This is a genomic window from Fulverythrobacter fulvus (assembly GCF_037154085.1).
GTDB classification, from domain to species: Bacteria; Pseudomonadota; Alphaproteobacteria; order Sphingomonadales; family Sphingomonadaceae; genus Andeanibacterium; species Andeanibacterium fulvum.
This window is the reverse complement of record NZ_JBANRM010000003.1, coordinates 26,217-44,944: the sequence shown is the minus strand read 5'-3', so window position 1 is coordinate 44,944 and position 18,728 is coordinate 26,217. Positions and strand designations below refer to the sequence as shown.

The following is an 18,728-nucleotide window of genomic DNA, read 5'->3' as shown; positions in this document are numbered from 1 at the left end:
GCCGGATGGACGTCATGCCAGCCGCGCCCGCTTGTCCTGATTGCGCAGCATGGCCGGAATGGCCTGCGCGGGCAGAGCCTCCGCATAGAGAAAGCCCTGGCCGGTGTCGCAGCCCACAGTGGCGAGGAAGGCTTCCTGCGCCCGCGTTTCCACCCCTTCGGCGATCACTTCCAGCCCCAGGCAGTGGCCGAGATTGATCACGGTGGTGGAGATCGCCTCCGCATCCGGGTTGCAGCCGATCTCGCCGACGAAGGAACGGTCGATCTTCAGCAGGTCGACCGGGAACTGATTGAGGTGGGATAGCGAGGCATAACCGGTGCCGAAATCGTCCAGCGCGATGCGCACGCCGTGTTCGCTCAGGCGCTTGAGGGCCTCTTCCACATAACCTGCGCCGCGGCCGAGGAAGACCGTCTCGGTCACTTCGATCTGGATGCAGGAGGCGGGTAGTCCGTGCCCTTCCAGCCGCCCGAGCAGCCGTTCGGCGAAATTGCCCCGGCGGAAGTCCGCCGCAGTGACGTTGATCGCCACATGGCCGAAATCGAGGCCTTCCTCGGTCCATTCGCGAATATCGTCCAGCACGCCGTCGAGCATGCGGTCGCTCAGCGGGGCGCTGAGGGCGGGATCGTCGAAGGCGGCCTTCAGCACGTCGGGCCCGCGCATGTTGCCGTGCTGGTCGCGCCAGCGCAGCAGCGCCTCGAAGCCCACGATGCGTGAGCTGCGCAGCGAAACCTTGGGCTGGTAATGCGGCACGATGGCGTTGCGCTGCAAGGCGCGCCGGGCCGAGGCGATCATGGTCTGGTGGCGCTCCACTTCCACCATCATCGCCGGCTCGAACAGCTTGAGCCGAGCCCGCCCGCCGGCCTTGGCGGCGTAGAGCGCGATATCGGCCGCCTTCATGATCTCCGAGCGGCTGTTGCCGTCACGCGGGATCAGGCTGGCGCCGATGCTGGCGCCGCATTCCAGCAGGCGCCCTTCATGGCAGAAGGGTTCGCGCAGCTGATCGAAGATACGTTCGGCCGCGGCGTGGACTTCAAGCTCGGTCGCCGCGTGGACGATGATCGCGAATTCGTCGCCCCCGGTGCGTGCCACCAGCTCGCGCTCGGTGATCGCGGCGCGCAGGCGGCTGGCGAAAGTGCAGAGCAGGGCATCGCCCGCATCGTGGCCCAGCGTATCGTTGATGGTCTTGAAATTATCGACATCGAGGATCAACAGCGCGCCCGCCTGCGCCTCGCCCAGATCGGCGAGGACGGCATCGAGCCGGTCCTGCAACAGGGCACGATTGGGCAGGGAGGTGAGCGCATCGTGATGCGCCATCCACAAGGCGCGCTCTTCCGATTTCTTCTGATGGGTGATGTCGCGCGCCACCACGATCAGGCGGCCCGATTCGTCGCTGATCAGGTTCACGATCACGTCGAACCAGTGATACTGGCCGGCAGCGTCGATATGATGGGTCAGGACATTGCCCTGCTGGCCTGCTTCGGCCAGGGCGAGCGCGGCAAGGGCGCCTTCCCGGTCGTAATCCGGCAGGAGTTCCAGCCAGGAGAAGCCCACGCATTCCCCGATTTCCGGCGCGCTCTCGGGCCGGTTGCAGAACAGAATGCGGTAATCGGCATCCAGGATCAGCGTGTAATCCGGGCTGGACTTGAGGATCGTTTCATTCAGGCTTTCGCTGCGCTGCAATTCGCGCAGGGCCGATGTGCGCGACACGACCAGCCCATGCAGCGCAAAAGTGGCCGAATAGATCGCTGCGATATAGACCGGCAATTGCAGGCCGATGATCGAGAAGATCGGCTCGGTAGAGAAGAAGCCCGCCACCGCGCAGGGCGCGAGGATGATGAACACCATCAGCGCCGCAAGGCGCGGGGTGCCGTAATTGCGCAGCACGATCCCGCAGACCATCGCCGAGGCCGAAAGGCAGGCGATGACGGCCATCACCCAGTCCCCGCTGAGCAGCACGGCCACGGTGCCGAAGCCGACCGAACCGGCCCAAAGGCAGGATAGCAGCGCGGCCAGCAGGCGCGGCGGTTCGCGCCCGGCGGCCAGTTCCTTGCGGCCGTGGATCAGCACTCCGACCCGCAGGGCACCCAGCGCGACTTCGAACAGGAACCAGGCGATGAAGGTGGAATAGGGCAGGCGCCACGCGGCGACCCCGGCGACTGCGGCAGTGTTGAGCACGCCGCCGAGGAAGATCGGAAGCGATCCGAACAAGCCCCGGGTCAATTCCGCGTGGATGGGGCCCGGCACCGGCGTGCGGGCGCCCAACAGCCAAGCTGCAAGGCCTTCCGTTGCATTGCCACGCATGGTCATTGTTAGCGAAGCCCCCTAATTTCAGGAGCATGCTAAGCGGCATTGGTTAACAACAATCGCTCGAAAATAGACCTAATTTCTCAATTCGGCGTATTTTTCCGAGAGATAGCGGCCTTAGCTCTCACGCTTCTCCAGCCATTCCTCCAGCCACTTGATCGAATAGTCGCCGTTAAGGATATCGGGCTGATCGAGCAGCGCCTCGTGGAGCGGGATCGTGGTCTTCACGCCTTCGATCACCATTTCCTTCAGCGCGCGCTTCAGGCGCATGATGCAGCCTTCGCGCGTGCGGCCATAGACGATCAGCTTGGCGATCATGGAATCGTAGTAAGGCGGGATCGAATAGCCGGCATAAAGCCCGCTATCGACGCGCACATGCATGCCGCCCGCCGCGTGATAGGCCTTCACCTTGCCGGGCGAGGGTGCGAAGGTCCACGGATCTTCCGCATTGATGCGGCATTCGATGGCGTGGCCCTTGAATTCCAGTTCTTCCTGCGTGACCGACAGCGGCTTGCCATCGGCAATGCGGATCTGTTCGCGCACCAGATCGACGCCGGTGATCGCCTCGGTAACGGGATGTTCCACCTGCAGGCGGGTGTTCATCTCGATGAAGTAGAACTCGCCATCTTCCCACAGGAACTCGATCGTGCCCGCACCGCGATAGCCCATTTCGGCCATGGCCTTGGCCACGATGCCGCCCATCCGCTCGCGATCCTCGGAGGAGAGGACGGGGGAAGGGGCTTCCTCGATAACCTTCTGGTGGCGGCGCTGCAGCGAACAGTCACGCTCGCCCAGATGGATGGCATTGCCATTGCCGTCGCCGAACACCTGGAATTCGATGTGGCGCGGATTGCCGAGATACTTCTCGAGATAGACGGTGTCGTCGCCGAACGCGGCTTTTGCCTCGCTGCCCGCCTGCTTCATCAGCGTTTCGAGCTGGTCGGGGCTGGGGCATACTTTCATGCCGCGCCCGCCGCCGCCCGATGCGGCCTTGATGATGACCGGATAGCCGATTTCCTCGGCAATCTTGGCGGCGATCTTGGGATCGCTGATCGCGCCGTCAGAACCGGGAACCAGCGGCAGGCCGAGGGCGCCCGCAGTGCGCTTGGCCTCCACCTTGTCGCCCATGGTGCGGATATGTTCGGGCTTCGGCCCGATCCAGGTAATGCCGTGGGCTTCCACGATTTCCGCGAACTTGGCGTTTTCGGACAGGAAGCCGTAACCGGGATGGATCGCATCCGCGCCCGAGATTTCTGCCGCCGAAATGATCGCCGCGATATTGAGATAGGAATCAGTCGCGGAAGGCGGGCCGATGCAGATTGCCTGATCGGCCAGCCGCACATGCATCGCATCCGCATCGGCGGTGGAATGCACCGCCACGGTTTCGATGCCCATTTCATGAGCCGCGCGGTGAATGCGCAGAGCGATTTCGCCGCGATTGGCGATCAGCAGGCGGGTAATCGGCATGGCGGCGCGGGCCTTACGCGATCACGACCAGCGGCTGGTCATATTCGACCGGCTGCGCGTTCTCGACCAGAATGGCCTTTACAGTGCCTGCGGCCGTGGCGGTGATGGGGTTCATCACCTTCATTGCCTCGACGATCAGCAGCGTATCGCCCACCTTCACCGTGTCGCCCACCTTGATGAAGGACGGGGAGCCGGGTTCGGAAGAGAGATAGGCCGTGCCCACCATGGGGGATTTCACCGCATTGGCGTGATCGGCCGGCGCGCTTTCGGCCGGTGCTGCAACCGCGGCGGCCGGAGCGGCAGCCGGGGCAGCGGCGGCAACCGCCACCGGAGCGGCGGCGACAGCGGCAACAGCCCCGCGCGAGACGCGGATCTTGCGATCGCCGTCTTCCACCTCGATTTCGGTAAGACCGGTATCGGCCAGCATTTCAGCCAGCACACGCACCATATCGGTATCGACATTCATCCGGCCATTGCGGCTGGACGCGCCCTTGCTTTCGCCCATTCGTTCCTCGTGGGTATCCTGTTTTGCGGCCGCTATGCGCAGACAATGCCGGGCTGGCAAGGGGTGACGGCCCGATTTCCTCCTTGGCCGTACCGTTCCGCAGGCACTTTTACAGAGTGGCGGCGTGTTCCAGCGCCACGAGATAGCTCTTCGTGCCGAGGCCCTTGACCGTCTTCACCGCTGCCATGCCCACATAGGAAATATGGCGGAATTCCTCACGCTTTTCGGGATCGGAAAGATGCACTTCGATCACCGGCGTCTTGATGGACTTGGCCGCATCGAGCAGCGCGATGGAGGTGTGGGTATAGGCACCGGGATTGATGAGGATCGCCTTGGCCCCTTCGGCCTGCGCCTCGTGCATCCAGTCGATCAGATGGCCTTCATGGTTGGACTGGCGCATGTCGATCTCCAGCCCCAGTTCCCGCGCCCGGTCTTCCAGCATCCCCGCGACGTCGTCCAGCGTCTCGGTCCCGTAAATCTCCGGCTCGCGCATGCCGAGCAGGTTCAGATTCGGGCCGTTGAGGACATAGACGGTGGTGGCGGACATGAGTGTTCCGAATCAAATGTGAGCGTGGGGTTCGAAGGCAACCAGTTGATCATTTATTGCACCGCAGCAGTAGCCTTCCACATCGGCTGTTCGAACGCGTTCGCTACGCGATCTTTCTTTGATCCATTTGCCTTGGAAAGAGTGAAAATGATCAGGGCGCCAAATACAACAAAAAGAACCGCAAAAAGACCAAAAACCGGGTTGGCTGCAAGTACGGACGAAAAATAGCGCCAATAGAGACTGTGCATACGAGGATCGGTTTTTTCGAAATTCTCAGATTGTTTCTGATTATTGCCGAGGATTTCATCCAGTAATATTGAAATTACGGCAATAGGGATGAGTATGCAGACCTTGAATGAAAAACAATTATCTAGCAGGCGATTCACGCGCGCCTTTTCTTCTCTAGAAACTGAAGGGTCTGCAAGGAGCTCTTCGCCGTGTCGAACTAGGTCGCGACGAATTCGGCCCATCCCAAGGGCGAGGCCAATATGGACTGCGGCATAGAGCGCAAAGGCAACGCCGACATATCCAGCGGGAGTCCATTCGATAGCCATAGCTTGCCTCATATAGTGATATAAATTTACAATTGAAGCTAGTCGTCACATCAGCGCTTGCCTCGTGGACGATCACGCCGACTTTTTGGAGGTTCTCCAGGGCGGCGGTTGCGTATCGGATTGCTTCTGAGTTTTTCCATTGCCTCGCGCTGACTGCGTTGGATGCACTCCGAGGTTAAAAAGAGCGCGTAGAAGGCACAAAAAAGGCCCGGCGTCGCCCAGAGTTCGCTAAATAGCCAAGCCCTTGCGTCTTCCGCTGGTTTCCAAAATCCGGCCAAAACCTGAGCCCCTGCAAGAAGTGCAATAAATGTTGCGGCTGCACGGAATAAAACGCGAAAATGCGGAAACCCATCGAGATAATTGAAGTTGTCCCGCATAATTTATGCAGAGCAAGCAGGGGGAGATTCGTCAAGGTGCGCGGAGGAATTATTTGATATTTTAGAAATCAAAGAACGGAATGATCCACAGATACTATTGGGCTTCGGATTTGGAACCTACCTCTCCACCCCCTTGACCTTCCCCCACTGGCGCGCGGCGGTGTAGCCGAGATAGCCGGTGCCGAAGAGGGCATAGAGCGGCTCTGGCAGCCCGTTGAGATAGGCGTTCATGCCGCCCGCGATGTCGCGCGCCACTTCCGGGCGGAAGGCCGCGATCAGGCCCATGGGGATGGCCCACAGCAGCAACACGTAGATCACATAGAGGAAGCTGGGCCGAGCCCGGCTGGTCCATGGGTCTTTCGAATTGGCTTCCGCGACGATGGCGGAAAGCTGGGCCTGGATCAGCTGCATTTCCTGCGTGCCTTCCAGCTTCATCAGCTCGAGCTTGGCCTTTTCCCGCGCGGCCTTGTCGGGAATCACCTTGTCGATGATCGAGGAAATCGGGCCGATCAGGATGTCGAGGATCGCCATGGGCTTGCTCCTTGGGTTGCGATTCGCTCGATGAAATAACCAAAACGGTTCGTGTAGGAAAATGGAAAATCCGATCCGGCTCGCGTTGGCCCGCGCTTCCCTGTCGCCTTGTGGCTGCTCTCGGGTTAGGAGGCGCAAAGGCCCCAGTAAGAGAGGATTTCTGCATGAAACTCGCGCGGTTCGAGATTGCCGGACAGATCGATATCGGCGTGGTGGAGGATGAAGGCGTGATCAGCCTGGCCGCCGCCGGATGCCAGTTCCCCGACATGCTCTCGATCATCGCCGGGGGAGAGGCCGCACTGCAGGAAATCCGCGAGTTGACCGACGTGATCGCCCCGCATCACCGGCTACAGGACGTGCGCCTGCTCGCCCCGCTGCGGCCGGGCAAATATCTCGCCATCGGGATGAATTACGCCAAGCATGTCGCGGAAATGGGCCGCGATTCCACGCCGGCCCACCAATATTGGTTCAACAAGCAGACGAGTTGCATTTCCGGCCCGTTCGATACGATCGACCCCGGCGTCTCCACCATGGTCGATTACGAGGTGGAACTGGGCGTGGTGATCGGCGCACCGGCCAAGGGCGTCAGCGCGGATCGGGCGCTGTCCCATATTTTCGGCTATCTGGTGGCGAACGACGTTTCCGCGCGCGACTGGCAGAAGCACACGCCCACTTTCACCATGGGCAAGAGCTTCGACACCCATGGCCCGATAGGCCCGTGGATCGTGACGGCGGACGAGATTCCCGACCCGCAGGCGCTGGCGCTGCGCTGCTTCGTGAATGGGGAAAAACGGCAGGAAAGCACCACTGCCAACATGATCCATCCGGTTGCGAAGCAGATCGAGTATCTCTCCACCGCCTTCACGCTGGAGCCGGGCGACCTCATCGCCACCGGCACGCCGGAAGGGGTGGGGATGGGGATGCAACCCCCGCAATTCCTGCAGGAAGGCGATGTGGTGCGCTGCGAGATCGACGGGATCGGCGCGATCGAAAACCGCATTGCCCGGGCGACCTGACGCCCGGCTGAAAGCCGGGGCCGCGTTTGACGATTTCGGGGTGAGTTAAGTCCACTGGTCGGGACGAGAGGATTCGAACCTCCGACCCCCACACCCCCAGTGTGATGCGCTACCAGGCTGCGCTACGTCCCGACAGTGGAGGCGCGCCCTATAGGCAGGTGTCCGCGATCATGCAAGCGACTGTTCCAGCCTTTTGAGAAGAAGCTGCTTTGAACGGCGAACCGGGCAGGCGCGTTGCACCCCCATGGCTTTGCTGCTAGGCGCGCAACCTGTTTGCCGGAGCCTTGAAATCCAACATTCCGGCACCAATTGAACGCGAAAATTTCCGCCGAATGATTGAGGGGCGTGCCTGATGCTTGATTACCTTTCCGCCAGCGCCGGAGCCAGCGGCACGCAGCAGTTGATGGGCTTCCTGCCCATTATCGGCATGATCGTGATCTTCTGGTTCCTGATCCTGCGCCCGCAGATGAAGCGGCAGAAGGAACACCAGCAGAAGGTGCAGGCGATGAAGCGCGGGGATCAGGTGGTCACTGGCGGCGGTCTCGTCGGCAAGATCGTCAAGGTCGACGACGTCTATGTCGAAGTCGAACTTGCCCAGGGCGTGAAGGTGAAGGCGGTCAAGCAGACCATCACCGACGTGCTGACGCCCGGCGGCACTCCCGCCAACGACTGATCGGACAGGCACGATGCTCGATTTTCCCGGTTGGAAAAGAATCTGGCTCTGGTTCCTGACGCTGGCGGCGATTGCCTTGGCGCTCCCCACCATTGCCACCCTGAGCGGCGTGAAATGGCCGGCAGCTATTCCCGGGCCGCAGGTCAATCTGGGGCTGGACCTTGCTGGCGGCAGCCAGATCCTGCTTGAGGCGAATACCAAGCAGGTCGCGCGCCAGCGTCTGGAAAGCATGGAAGAAGACGTGCGCCGCGTGCTGCGTCAGGCCTCGCCCAGCATCCGCATCGGCGATCTGTCCAGCAGCAACGGCCGGATCAGCTTCCTGCTCGACGATGCCACTCAGGTGGACCGTGCGCGCGAGGAACTGCTGCCGCTCGTCAATGGCAGCGGCCCGGTTCGCGAATGGAACCTCGAAGTGGTGGATGGCAGCCGTTTCGTGCTGACGCCCACCAAGAACGGCCTCGATCAGGCAATCACCAACGCGATGGATACGGCGACCGAAGTGGTCCGCAAGCGTATCGACGCCTTGGGCACGCGCGAGCCGACCATCATCCGCGAAGGCGATACCCGCATTTCGGTGCAGGTCCCGGGCCTCAGCGATCCTGAAGCACTGAAGTCGCTGCTCGGCCAGACGGCCAAGCTCGAATTCAAGCTGGTGGACACAACTGCGCTGCAATCCGACATCGTGCAGGGCATCGCGCCTCCGGGTAGCGAAATCGTTCCCTATGCGCCGGGCACGCCCTTCGCCGGCACTGCGATCGCAGTGAAGCGCCTTGGCGGCATTCGCGGGGATTCGCTCACCAATGCGCAGCAGAGTTTCGAACAGCGCACCAATCAGGCGGTGGTCGACATCACCTTCGATCAGGCCGGCGGCAAGAAGTTCGCCGACCTGACCGCGCAGAATGTCGGCAAGCCCTTCGCGATCATCCTCGATGGCCAGGTGCTTTCCGCGCCGAACATCAACGAACCGATCCTGGGCGGCAAGGCGCAGATTTCCGGCAGCTTCACGACCGAGAGCGCCAACCAGCTCGCGATCTCGCTGCGTTCCGGCGCGCTGCCTGTCGATCTTACCGTGATCCAGCAGGGCACGGTCGGCCCGGAACTGGGCGCTGACTCGATCCGCAAGGGCCTGCTCGCCATGGGCGTCGGCTCGCTGGCGGTGCTGCTGCTGATGGGCTTCACTTACGGTCGCCTCGGCCTCTACGCCAATGCGGCGCTGATCGTGAACGTGCTGATGCTGCTGGGCGTGATGGCTGCGTTCAAGACCACGCTGACTCTGCCGGGTATTGCCGGTTTCGTGCTGACCATCGGCGCGGCAGTGGACGCCAACGTGCTGATCAACGAACGTATCCGCGAAGAACGAAAGCGAGGGCGACGTGTCGTCGCCGCGATCGAGACCGGGTACAAGGAAGCGAGCCGCGCGATCTTCGACGCGAACATCACCAACGTGATCGCCGCCGTGCTGCTCTTCGCTTTCGGTTCGGGCCCGGTGCGCGGTTTCGCCGTGGTGCTGATGATCGGCATCGTGACCTCCGTGTTCACGGCTGTGACCATGACCCGCCTGTGGGTCGCCGGCTGGCTGCGCAAGGCGCGCCCGCAGGACCTCAACATCTAAGCTAGGGGCGGACAAAGATGCGACTGCTCAAACTCGTCCCCGACGATACGAACATCCACTTCCTCAAGTGGCGCGTGCCGTTCTACTCGATCAGCACCCTGCTGATTCTGGGCAGTATCGCGCTCGTGCTGATCCGGGGCCTCAATCTCGGTGTCGACTTCGTCGGCGGCCAGCAGATCCTCGTCACCTTCACGCAGAGCAAGGAGGCGCCTGTCGCCGAACTGCGCGAGCAGGTGGCCGGGCTCGGCTATGGCGAACCGGTGATCCAGATCGCGGGCGCGCAGAACGAGGTTTCGATCCGCTTCCCGCTGCCGGAAAATGTCGCGGAAGACCCGGCTGCCTCCGATGCGATGACCACCAATGTCGTCAATTCGATCAAGGCCGAGTTCAAGGACGCCCGGATCGATGACCTTTCCTCGGTTTCGGGCAAGGTCTCCGGCGAGTTGTTCACGACCGCTATGTATGCGCTCGGCTTCGCCATGCTGGCGATCTCGATCTATATCTGGGTGCGGTTCGAATGGCAGTTCGGCGTGGGGGCGCTTTTCGCGCTGGTGCACGACGTCTCGCTCACCATGGGCATGTTCGCGCTGTTCCAGATCGAGTTCGACCTCAAGATCGTCGCCGCGATTCTGACCATCATCGGTTATTCGCTGAACGACACGATCGTGGTCTATGACCGTATCCGCGAGAACATGAAGAAATACCGCAAGATGCAGCTGCCCGAGATTCTCGATCTCTCGGTCAATGAAACTCTGGCGCGCACGGTGATGACTTCGCTCACCATCCTGATCGTGCTGGTGGCACTGCTGCTGATCGGCCCGGCGAGCCTGTTCGGCTTCACGGCGGCGATCACGCTGGGCATTTTCGTGGGTACCTACAGCTCGGTCTACATGGCCGCGCCGATCCTGATCTGGCTGGGCGTCGATTCGCACAGCTTCGTTCCGGAAGAAACACCGGGCGACAAGGCAGACGCCCTGGCACGCGGCGAAGCCTGATCCCTAACCTGACCGCTCGCGTTTCGGAACAATCCGGGCGCGGGCGGGTCAGCGGGTCAGCAATTTTTCGTAATATTCCGCCAGCGCCGCTGCGTTCGCTTCCCAGCTGAACGGGGCGGCATTGGCTGCGACTGCCTGCGGGTCGGGCGGATCGGCCAGCAGGGCGCGAATGCCCCTGGCGACGGCTTCGGCATTACGCTCCACGATCAGCCCGGCGGAGGCATCGCGGACCAGTTCGCGCGCGCCCCCGGCATCGCAGATCACCAGCGGCGTCCCGCAGGCGAGCGCCTCCACCCAGGCATTGGCAAGGCCTTCGCTGGCAGAGGGCAGCACCATGGCATCGGCGGCGGAGAGGATGACCGGCAATTGGTCATGGTCCACGCTGCCAAGGAAATGGACGCGTCCGGCAACGCCGATCCTCTCGGCCAGCTGCCGCAGGCTCGCTTCGTCCGGCCCTTTGCCGACAAGGGCAAGGTGTACGCCGTCCAGCGCCGAGAGCGCCTCGATCGCATAGGCCTGTCCCTTGCGCGGGATGAGCGCACCGACGCAGGCGAGCAGCTTTTCCTCCCGAGCGATCCGCACGCCGTGATCGGCGGCCATCGCCAGCCGCGCATTGGCGCGTCCCAGCGGATGGAAGCGGGTGTGATCCAGCCCGGTGCGGTGCACAATGATCTTGCCGCGCTCCATCCCCAGCGCTTCCATGTCGGTCGCCAGCGCTTCGGACACGGCCAGCATGCCTGCCGCCTGTTCGCTGGCTTCCAGCATGGCCAGATGCGCCCATGGTCGGTCGCCCCAGAAATGGATATCCGCCCCGCGCGCCTTGATCGACAGCGGCAGGCCCAGTTCCCGCGCGATCCGTGCGGCGGCCGGGCCGTCGGGATAGAAGAACTGGGCATCGACGATGTCGAAAGGCCGTTCCGCATGCAGGCGGCGCGCCAGCGGCAGCACCGCCCGCGCGATGGCCGCCGGGTTCAGCTTTGCGCCGAATTTGGGCAGCAGAGTGAAACGCAGCCGGTGTACATCCACCCCGGCTTCGCGGCCGCTTTTCAGGACGCGGGCGAGGGCGCGATAACGGCCGAAGGCGATGGGCGGAATGCCGACGGGATTGATGAGTGTCACGTCCCAGTCGCCACGTGCCGCCAGCGCTTCCATCTGGCGGGCGACGAAGGTGCCGAAGCGGGGCGTGGCGGAATTGGGATAGAGCGTCGCGATCGACAGAACGCGCCGCGCCGCCTTGGTCACAGCTTGCGGACCAGCATTTCCGCCATTGCCAGCCATTCGGGGCTATCGACCACGATCTGCCGCTGGCCGGAGCCGGGCGGAAGGATGCCAACCATATTGCCCTGCCGGTCGATCAGCCGCCCGAAGGCAAACCGGCCGCCCTTGCGCGGGACGAGCACGTCGCGATTGATCATGCGCGGGGCTTCTTCCGGCGGAAGCTGGCGCAGCCAGATCTGGTCGCCGGGACGATATTCGCCCGCGCCGGTTTCCACCGCCAGGCAGAGGAGCGGCGCGGTGCTTTCCAGCTCGGTCGGCAGGATCGCATCGCGCGGGGAGGTCAGGCCCTCGGCGCCGGCCTCGGTCAGGCGGGCGACGATCTGGGGCTGGGCCGCCGCTTCGCTGCGCACCAGCATCTCGGGCTCCACATCCAGGGCCGCGGCAATGCGGTTCATCCAGGTGAGCGAGAGGTTGCGCATGCCCGTCTCGAGCCGGCCGATCGTCTGTGCCGTGGTGGGTGGGACGCAGGCGGCGGCGACATCGGCCAGGGTCATCCCCTTTTCCTTGCGAATATCCCTTATGCGATTGATCATGGCCGATTACTCCCCTCGAATAACCAAATCGGTTTTTTCCTCTTTCCTACAAGTACCGAATCTTGGCAAGGCCCATTCGCACCCCAGAGCCGCGAAAGAGGATGACGCCATGAAGCCCCAACTCGTCGAACGCGAACTGACCTGCGAAGGCCCCCGCCGCAGCGCTTCCCCTGCGCGCAGGGGGCGCCGGGTGACAGTGAACCTTGCCGAGAGCCCGCTGGGCTGGCTGCATGCACGCGGCCATCTGAGCGACCGGCTCTTCGCTGCGGGCGAGTGCCTGCGCGCCGATTATGAACGCGCGGCAATCGGCCCGCGCGTAACCATGCGGTGGGAACCGGCAAGCGGGAAGGGCGCTTCCGGCGGTGGCCTGCATCCCACCGAGCGACAGATTGCGGCGCGCGGGCGTTTCGATGGTGCGGTGGCCACGGCAGGCAGCGGCCTTGCCGATATTCTCTGGCGGGTGGTCTGTGCCGGAGAAAGCCTGCCAATGGCGGAAAAGGCGCTGGAATGGCCTTCTCGCAGCGGCAAGCTGGTGCTGCGGCTGGCGCTGGAACGAGTGGCGGATTTCTATCGCATCCCCTGAGGACGGGCGCAGGGGGAGGAAGGGGCGGAGATATCCACAGAAGCCTTTTGGTAAACGCGGCATTGAGGATGGATTTTCAGAATCCGGTTACTGCGTTACTTCACGATCTCGCCCGTGATCCGCAAAAGCTCCACGGCGCTCTTCTTCCTGGTTGCTTATTGCGGCCTGGCGCTGATTGCCCTTCCGCCGGAAGGCAGCGCGACCGGGCCGATGCTGCTGTGGCCAGCGGCGGGCCTGCTGATCGCCATCCTTCTTCACGCGCCGCGCCAGCAATGGCCGGTGTTCCTCGTTCTGGCGGGGATCGGCAGCGCGGCTGCCGCCCTCCTCGCCGGAGAGGGGCCGTATTTCGCCGGGGCCTGCCTTGTCGCCCATACGCTTGAGGCATGGCTCGCCGCCCGCCTGCTCACAAGGCGCAAGCGGCAGGGCAGCGAATTGCTGCGCGAATGGCTGGCCGATGCCGCCGCGATCGGAGTGATCGCACCCGTGGCCGGCGGGCTGGTGGTGGCAACGTCGATGTATGCCGTGGCGGGCTGGCAATGGTTCGATCACTTTGGAAAATACGTGATCGCCCATGCGCTGGGGATCATGGTGTTCTTCCCCATGTTCAGCCTGGTTGTCGGCGGCAGCCTGGAACGCTGGCTCAAGCGCCAATCGCCCGCGCGCCTGCTGGAGATGGTGGCGTTTCTCGCGCTGGTCGCCATCACCATGTGCTGGGCGATGTGGCAACCGTGGAGTGGGGCCTATCTGGTGCCGGTGCTGGTGGCGATGATCGCCACTTGCCGGTTCGGCATGACGGCGGCGTCGATGGCGATCTTCGTGCTGGCGATCTCCGCCTGGGGCGCGGACGAGGCCGGAACGCTGGTTCAGCCGATCCTGCCGATGGACCTTTCTGGCGGTACTCAGTTCCTGCAGTTCTATTTCGCGGTGGCGGTGATCTGCCTTCAGCCGCTGGCGGGCCACATCACCCAGAACCGCCGCCTGGCCAAGGCGCTGCAGGATCAGGACAAGGCTTCCGCCTCGGTCGAACTGTCGCTGGAGGCCAAGGATTTCGCCATCAATGAAAGCCAGGGCATGTATCGCCTGCTGGCCGAGAACATGAGCGACATCATCATCAAGACCGACCGGGAAGGCTTCATCCTCTACGCCTCGCCCAGCGTCGAGAAGATGACGGAACTGCACCCGATAGAATTGCTGGGCCGGAGCGTGCTGGACCTGATCCATCCTTCCTACACCGCCTCGTTCCAGTCCGAATTGCAGAGCGTGATCACGGAAGGGGCGCCGGCTTCGGCGTGGAACGAATTCCTCGGTTTCTCCGACGCGGCGGGCGAGCGCTGGTTCGACACCAAGATCCGCGGCTGGCGCGACGATGGCCGGCAGGTGGCGGGCGCGATCATCACCTTGCGCAGCATCGAGGAACGCAAGGCGCTGGAACAGCAGCTCTTCGCCGCGATCCTCACCGATCCGCTGACCAAGCTGACCAATCGCCGTGCCTTCAATTCGATGCTGCAATATCATCTCGAAGCGCCGATCGACGGGTGTCTGGCCATCTTCGACATCGACGATTTCCGCTCGATCAATCGCGATTTTGGCCATGACGTGGGCGACAAGGTGCTGACCACCGTGGCGCGCCTGCTGCGCAGCCTGATGCGCAAGAACGACATCATCTCCCGCATCGGGGGCGAGCGTTTCGCGGTGCTGCTGTCGGGCGCCAGTCCGGAACAGGCCGAGGCCCTGTGCCAGCGCGTGGTCCTGACCCTGTCCGACATCAGCGGGCCGGAAGGGCTAGGCGGCCCGCGTGCCACGGTGAGTGCCGGGGTGGCGCGGATCAAGGATACGCTGGACGAGACGATGAAACGCGCCGATGCCGCTGTGGTGCTGGCCAAGGCCAAGGGCCGCAACCGGCTGGAAATGGCGGTCAACGGCACTCAGCGCTGGACGCCGGGCGAAGTGCCCTGGATCGAGAATTAACCGCCGAGCGCTTCCGCAACGGCCCTGCGCAGTTCCGGCAGGACCTCCGCTTCGAACCACGGATTCTGCCGCATGAAGATCGTGCTGCGCCATGACGGGTGGGGCAGGGGGAAGAAGCGCGGGCCGAATTCGGCGTGGCGCAGCACCCGTTCCGCCATCGTCAGTCGCCGGGTTTCCGGCAGATAGCGAAGCTGCGCATGGGCGCCGACCAGCAGGGTCAGCCGGATATCCGCCATCCGGGCCAGCACCCGCTCGTGCCACAGGGGCGCGCATTCGGGGCGCGGCGGCAGATCGCCGCCCTTGCCCTTGCCGGGATAGCAGAAGCCCATCGGTACGATTGCCACGCGGGCAGGATCATGCAGTTCCGCGTTGGTGAGGCCGGTCCAGTCGCATAGCCGCGCGCCGCTGGCATCGTCCCACGGAATGCCGCTTTCGTGCACCTTGGTGCCGGGTGCCTGCCCGACGATCAACAGGCGCGAGGTCGCGGAAAACTGCACGACCGGACGCGGGCCGAGCGGCAGGTAAGAAGCGCAAAGGGTGCAGGCGGCAATCTCCCGGTGGAGATCGCTCATCCCTCGACCTGTTCCGCCAGTTCCAGCCAGCGCATTTCGGCAGCGTCCTTCTCGTCACGGGCCTTGGCGATTGCATCGGACAGCTTGGCAAACCGCGCCGGATCGCGAGTGTAGAGGCTGGGATCGTGCAGCGCTTCCTCATCGCGGGCGATGACGGCTTCCAGTTCCTCGATCCGCTTGGGCAGCAGCTCGTAATCGCGCTGGTCCTTGTAGGACAGCTTGGTGCGCTTGGGCGGCGGAGGAGGGGGCGGCGGTGTGGCAGCGGCGCTATCCGCCTTGGGCTTCGCCTTGGCCGGGGCGTTGCGCTGCCTGCGCTTGGCTTCCCAATCGGCATAGCCGCCCGCCACGATGTCCACCGCGCCGCTGCCGTCGAGGCCCAGCGTGACAGTGACCGTGCGGTCCAGAAAGTCGCGGTCGTGGCTGACGATCAGCACAGTGCCGTCATAATCCGCGATCACTTCCTGCAGCAGGTCCAGCGTTTCGAGGTCGAGATCGTTGGTCGGCTCGTCCAGCACCAGCAGGTTGGATTCGCGGGCGAATTCGCGGGCCAGCAACAGACGTGACCGTTCGCCGCCGGACAGCACGCCCACTTTCATGTCGACGATGGCGGGATCGAACAGGAATTCCTTGAGATAGCCCTGCACATGCTTGCGCACGCCGCGCACATCCACCCAGTCGCCGCCTTCCGCGATGATCTGGCGCACGGTTTTGTCGGGGCTGAGCAGGCTGCGCTGCTGGTCGATCATCACGCCGCTGAGCGTCTTGGCGAGGATCACCTGGCCTTCGTCGGGCTGGATCTCGCCGGTCAGCAACTTGAGCAGCGTGGTCTTGCCCGCGCCGTTGGAGCCGACAAGGCCGATGCGGTCGCCGCGCTGGATGCGCAGGTTGAAGTCGCGGATGATCGTGCGATCGCCGTATCTCTTCGTGACATGCTCGGCCACGATCACGGACTTGGTTTTGGTATCGTCGGCCTTCAACGCCAGCTTGGCAGTACCGCCGGGGGTGAGCATGGCGGCGCGCTGAGCGCGCATTTCCCACAGCTTTTCCAGGCGGCCCTGATTGCGCTTGCGCCGGGCAGTGACGCCGCGTTCCAGCCAATGCGCTTCCAGCTTCAGCTTCGCATCGAGCTTTTCGGCGGCGCGCGCCTCTTCGGCATAGACCTGTTCTTCCCACGCCTCATAACCGCCAAAGCCCACTTCCTTGCGGCGCAGGCTGCCCCGGTCGAGCCACAGGGTGGCGCGGGTCAGGCGGGTGAGGAAGGTACGGTCATGGCTGATGACCACGAAGGCACCGCGAAAGCGGTTCAGCCAGTCTTCCAGCCAGTCGATCGCGGCAAGGTCCAGATGGTTGGTCGGCTCGTCCAGCAGCAGCAGGTCTGGATCGCTGGCAAGGGCACGGCAGAGCGCGGCGCGGCGCTTCTCGCCGCCGCTGGCGCTTTGGGCCGTGCGCATCAGGTCGATGCCGATCTGCCCGGCAATCGCTTCCACCTCGTGCCGGGGCGGGGCGTCGGGGCCGGACAGGGCATAATCCATCAATGTTTCGTAAGCCGTGAAATCCGGCTCCTGCTCCAGCATAACCACGCGCGTGCCGGGCCTGATGGTGCGCTTGCCCCGGTCGGCCTCGATCAGATTGTCGATCAGCTTGAGCAGGGTTGTCTTGCCCGCGCCGTTGCGCCCGATCAGGGCCACGCGGTCGCGCGGGCCGATATGCAGGTCGATGCCGCCGGTTTCGGGGTTGCCGAACAGCCAGCCGCTGCCCTGGATAAGGCCCAGTCCTTCCCAGCTCAAGATCGGTGGTTCTGCCATGGGCCGGGCCAGTAGCCGGGCACAGGCTTCGCGTCCAGCGTGGCAGGGTTGGCACAGGCTGCGGGGGATCGTCTGCGGGGGGCTTGCGGGATGGCGCCCCGGGCGGCATTGCCCCGGAACGCTATTCGCCGGAACCTTATCTGAACGCCACAGTTTCGCCTCATTCACACCTCGTTCAAAGCCCCGTCTCTAGGCACAGGACCACGATGTTCAGGTTGATTGCTTCCGTTCTGGCCCCGTTTGCTCTTGGCGCGCTGACCGCGTCGAGCGCGGTTGCACCTGCGGCTTTCGCGCAGTCGCAGAACCGTGATGACCAGGGCGCCGCCCGCAAGGAAATGCGCGCCGGCAACGTGCTGCCCCTGCGGGAGATCGAACGCCGGATCGTGCCGCAGATGGGCGATATGCAATATCTCGGCCCGGCCTATGATTCGGTGGCCAAGGCCTACCGGCTGAAATTCATCAAGAACGGCAAGGTCGTATTCGTCGATGTCGACGCGCGCTCCGGTCGCGTGCTTTCCCGCAGCGAATAGGCAGGTAGTTCCGTCTCTTGGTTGACGCATTCCGCACAAGGAACCAAAGCAAGGCTCAGCACTTGCACCGTCCGGCCTCCGGGCGGACCAGACAGGGAATGACGCGATGCGGATCCTGATCGTCGAGGACGAACCCACTCTCGGCCAGCAGCTCAAGAATACGCTGGAACAGAACGGCTATGCCGTGGACCTTTCCACCGATGGGGAAGACGGCCATTTCATGGGCAGCACGGAGGATTACGACGCCGTGATCCTCGACCTCGGCCTGCCCGAGATCGACGGGCTGACCGTGCTGGGCATGTGGCGCAAGGAAGGCCGGGGCTTTCCCGTGCTGGTGCTGACCGCGCGTGACAGCTGGTCCGACAAGGTCGCAGGCCTCGATGCCGGGGCGGACGATTATCTCGCCAAGCCCTTCCAGACCGAGGAACTGATCGCCCGCCTGCGTGCGCTGATCCGCCGCGCCTCGGGCAATGCCTCATCGGAACTCACCGCAGGCGACGTGCGGCTGGATACGCGTTCCGGCCGCGTGACACTGGCCGGCGAGCCGGTGAAGCTCACCGCGCAGGAATACAAGCTGCTGAGCTACCTGATGCACCACAAGGGCAAGGTGGTCAGCCGTACCGAACTGATCGAGCATATTTACGATCAGGATTTCGACCGCGATTCGAACACGATCGAGGTCTTCGTCACCCGTATTCGCAAGAAGCTGGGTGCAGATGTGATTACGACCATCCGTGGCCTCGGATACAGCCTCGACGACCCCGCAGACGCACCGCGCGAATGACGCTCCTGCGATGACGGCGCCTGCCGAAGGTGCCGCCTCGGAGGAAGGCGCCGTCGTTGCGGAGGCTGCTTCGGGCGACGTGCCGCATACGGGC

Annotated in this window: 19 protein-coding genes and 1 tRNA gene; 8 read left to right on the top strand and 12 right to left on the bottom strand. The window is 63.5% G+C overall.

The annotated features are described in order from the left end of the window. Positions 1-12: 12 nt before the first annotated feature. The 7 genes from WFP36_RS09880 to WFP36_RS09850 form a co-directional block, all read right to left on the bottom strand. Entirely contained in the window at positions 13-2,208 is a 2,196-nt protein-coding gene (locus tag WFP36_RS09880) for a putative bifunctional diguanylate cyclase/phosphodiesterase (RefSeq protein ID WP_336980132.1), read from the bottom strand. A gap of 213 nt (positions 2,209-2,421) precedes the next feature. Then, the gene (gene accC, locus WFP36_RS09875) at positions 2,422-3,771 is read right to left on the bottom strand and encodes an acetyl-CoA carboxylase biotin carboxylase subunit (protein WP_336980130.1); all 1,350 of its coding nucleotides are present in this window, start codon (positions 3,769-3,771) and stop codon (positions 2,422-2,424) included. Between the two features lie 13 nt (positions 3,772-3,784). Then, entirely contained in the window at positions 3,785-4,276 is a 492-nt protein-coding gene (gene accB, locus WFP36_RS09870; protein ID WP_336980128.1) for an acetyl-CoA carboxylase biotin carboxyl carrier protein, read from the bottom strand. Positions 4,277-4,385: 109 nt separating this feature from the next. Continuing rightward, positions 4,386-4,823, bottom strand: coding sequence for a type II 3-dehydroquinate dehydratase (gene aroQ, locus WFP36_RS09865; RefSeq protein ID WP_336980127.1), 438 nt, complete (start codon positions 4,821-4,823; stop codon positions 4,386-4,388). Between the two features lie 53 nt (positions 4,824-4,876). Continuing rightward, positions 4,877-5,377 (bottom strand): hypothetical protein, encoded by a 501-nt coding sequence (locus WFP36_RS09860; protein WP_336980125.1) that lies wholly within the window; start codon positions 5,375-5,377, stop codon positions 4,877-4,879. A gap of 50 nt (positions 5,378-5,427) precedes the next feature. Continuing rightward, entirely contained in the window at positions 5,428-5,754 is a 327-nt protein-coding gene (locus tag WFP36_RS09855) for a hypothetical protein (RefSeq protein ID WP_336980123.1), read from the bottom strand. Positions 5,755-5,871: 117 nt separating this feature from the next. Further along, positions 5,872-6,285 (bottom strand): holin family protein, encoded by a 414-nt coding sequence (locus tag WFP36_RS09850; RefSeq protein WP_336980121.1) that lies wholly within the window; start codon positions 6,283-6,285, stop codon positions 5,872-5,874. A 164-nt stretch (positions 6,286-6,449) separates the two neighbouring features. Between WFP36_RS09850 and WFP36_RS09845 the strand changes: the two genes are divergently transcribed. Continuing rightward, positions 6,450-7,301, top strand: coding sequence for a fumarylacetoacetate hydrolase family protein (locus WFP36_RS09845; protein ID WP_336980119.1), 852 nt, complete (start codon positions 6,450-6,452; stop codon positions 7,299-7,301). Between the two features lie 55 nt (positions 7,302-7,356). On the opposite strand, the gene WFP36_RS09840 is transcribed toward WFP36_RS09845, so the two are convergent. Next, positions 7,357-7,433: transfer RNA gene (locus WFP36_RS09840), tRNA-Pro, on the bottom strand. A 220-nt stretch (positions 7,434-7,653) separates the two neighbouring features. Here WFP36_RS09840 and yajC point away from each other — a divergent pair. The 3 genes from yajC to secF are packed head-to-tail and all read left to right on the top strand — an operon-like array spanning position 7,654 to position 10,581. Continuing rightward, positions 7,654-7,974, top strand: coding sequence for a preprotein translocase subunit YajC (gene yajC / locus WFP36_RS09835; protein WP_336980117.1), 321 nt, complete (start codon positions 7,654-7,656; stop codon positions 7,972-7,974). Positions 7,975-7,987: 13 nt separating this feature from the next. Beyond that, a complete protein-coding gene (gene secD / locus WFP36_RS09830; protein ID WP_336980115.1) occupies positions 7,988-9,586 on the top strand; it encodes a protein translocase subunit SecD in 1,599 nt (532 codons plus the stop codon). A gap of 17 nt (positions 9,587-9,603) precedes the next feature. Further along, positions 9,604-10,581 (top strand): protein translocase subunit SecF, encoded by a 978-nt coding sequence (secF, locus tag WFP36_RS09825; protein ID WP_336980113.1) that lies wholly within the window; start codon positions 9,604-9,606, stop codon positions 10,579-10,581. Between the two features lie 48 nt (positions 10,582-10,629). On the opposite strand, the gene WFP36_RS09820 is transcribed toward secF, so the two are convergent. After that, the gene (locus WFP36_RS09820) at positions 10,630-11,823 is read right to left on the bottom strand and encodes a glycosyltransferase (RefSeq protein ID WP_336980112.1); all 1,194 of its coding nucleotides are present in this window, start codon (positions 11,821-11,823) and stop codon (positions 10,630-10,632) included. After that, a complete protein-coding gene (locus WFP36_RS09815; RefSeq protein ID WP_336980110.1) occupies positions 11,820-12,392 on the bottom strand; it encodes a helix-turn-helix domain-containing protein in 573 nt (190 codons plus the stop codon). The genes WFP36_RS09820 and WFP36_RS09815 overlap by 4 nt, the downstream gene beginning before the upstream one ends. A 109-nt stretch (positions 12,393-12,501) precedes the next feature. On the opposite strand from WFP36_RS09815, the gene WFP36_RS09810 reads away from it, so the two are divergent. Together WFP36_RS09810 and WFP36_RS09805 are read left to right on the top strand one after the other, a co-directional pair. After that, positions 12,502-12,975: a DUF6456 domain-containing protein gene (locus tag WFP36_RS09810; RefSeq protein ID WP_336980109.1), complete on the top strand. Its 474-nt coding sequence runs from the start codon at positions 12,502-12,504 to the stop codon at positions 12,973-12,975. Positions 12,976-13,089: 114 nt separating this feature from the next. After that, positions 13,090-14,943: a sensor domain-containing diguanylate cyclase gene (locus WFP36_RS09805; protein WP_336980108.1), complete on the top strand. Its 1,854-nt coding sequence runs from the start codon at positions 13,090-13,092 to the stop codon at positions 14,941-14,943. On the opposite strand, the gene WFP36_RS09800 is transcribed toward WFP36_RS09805, so the two are convergent. Next, the gene (locus tag WFP36_RS09800) at positions 14,940-15,515 is read right to left on the bottom strand and encodes a uracil-DNA glycosylase family protein (protein WP_336980106.1); all 576 of its coding nucleotides are present in this window, start codon (positions 15,513-15,515) and stop codon (positions 14,940-14,942) included. The two genes, WFP36_RS09805 and WFP36_RS09800, sit on opposite strands and share 4 nt — an antisense overlap. Continuing rightward, positions 15,512-17,320 carry an ABC-F family ATP-binding cassette domain-containing protein gene (locus WFP36_RS09795; protein ID WP_336980104.1) on the bottom strand — a complete coding sequence of 603 codons (1,809 nt, stop codon included), beginning with the start codon at positions 17,318-17,320 and terminating at the stop codon, positions 15,512-15,514. Before WFP36_RS09795 ends, WFP36_RS09800 begins: the two co-directional genes overlap by 4 nt. Before the next feature lie 83 nt (positions 17,321-17,403). Between WFP36_RS09795 and WFP36_RS09790 the strand changes: the two genes are divergently transcribed. Further along, complete coding sequence (locus tag WFP36_RS09790; protein WP_336980102.1) at positions 17,404-17,850, top strand: PepSY domain-containing protein; 447 nt, start codon at positions 17,404-17,406, stop codon at positions 17,848-17,850. Between the two features lie 106 nt (positions 17,851-17,956). Next, positions 17,957-18,634: a response regulator transcription factor gene (locus tag WFP36_RS09785; protein ID WP_054529494.1), complete on the top strand. Its 678-nt coding sequence runs from the start codon at positions 17,957-17,959 to the stop codon at positions 18,632-18,634. Positions 18,635-18,728: the final 94 nt, after the last annotated feature.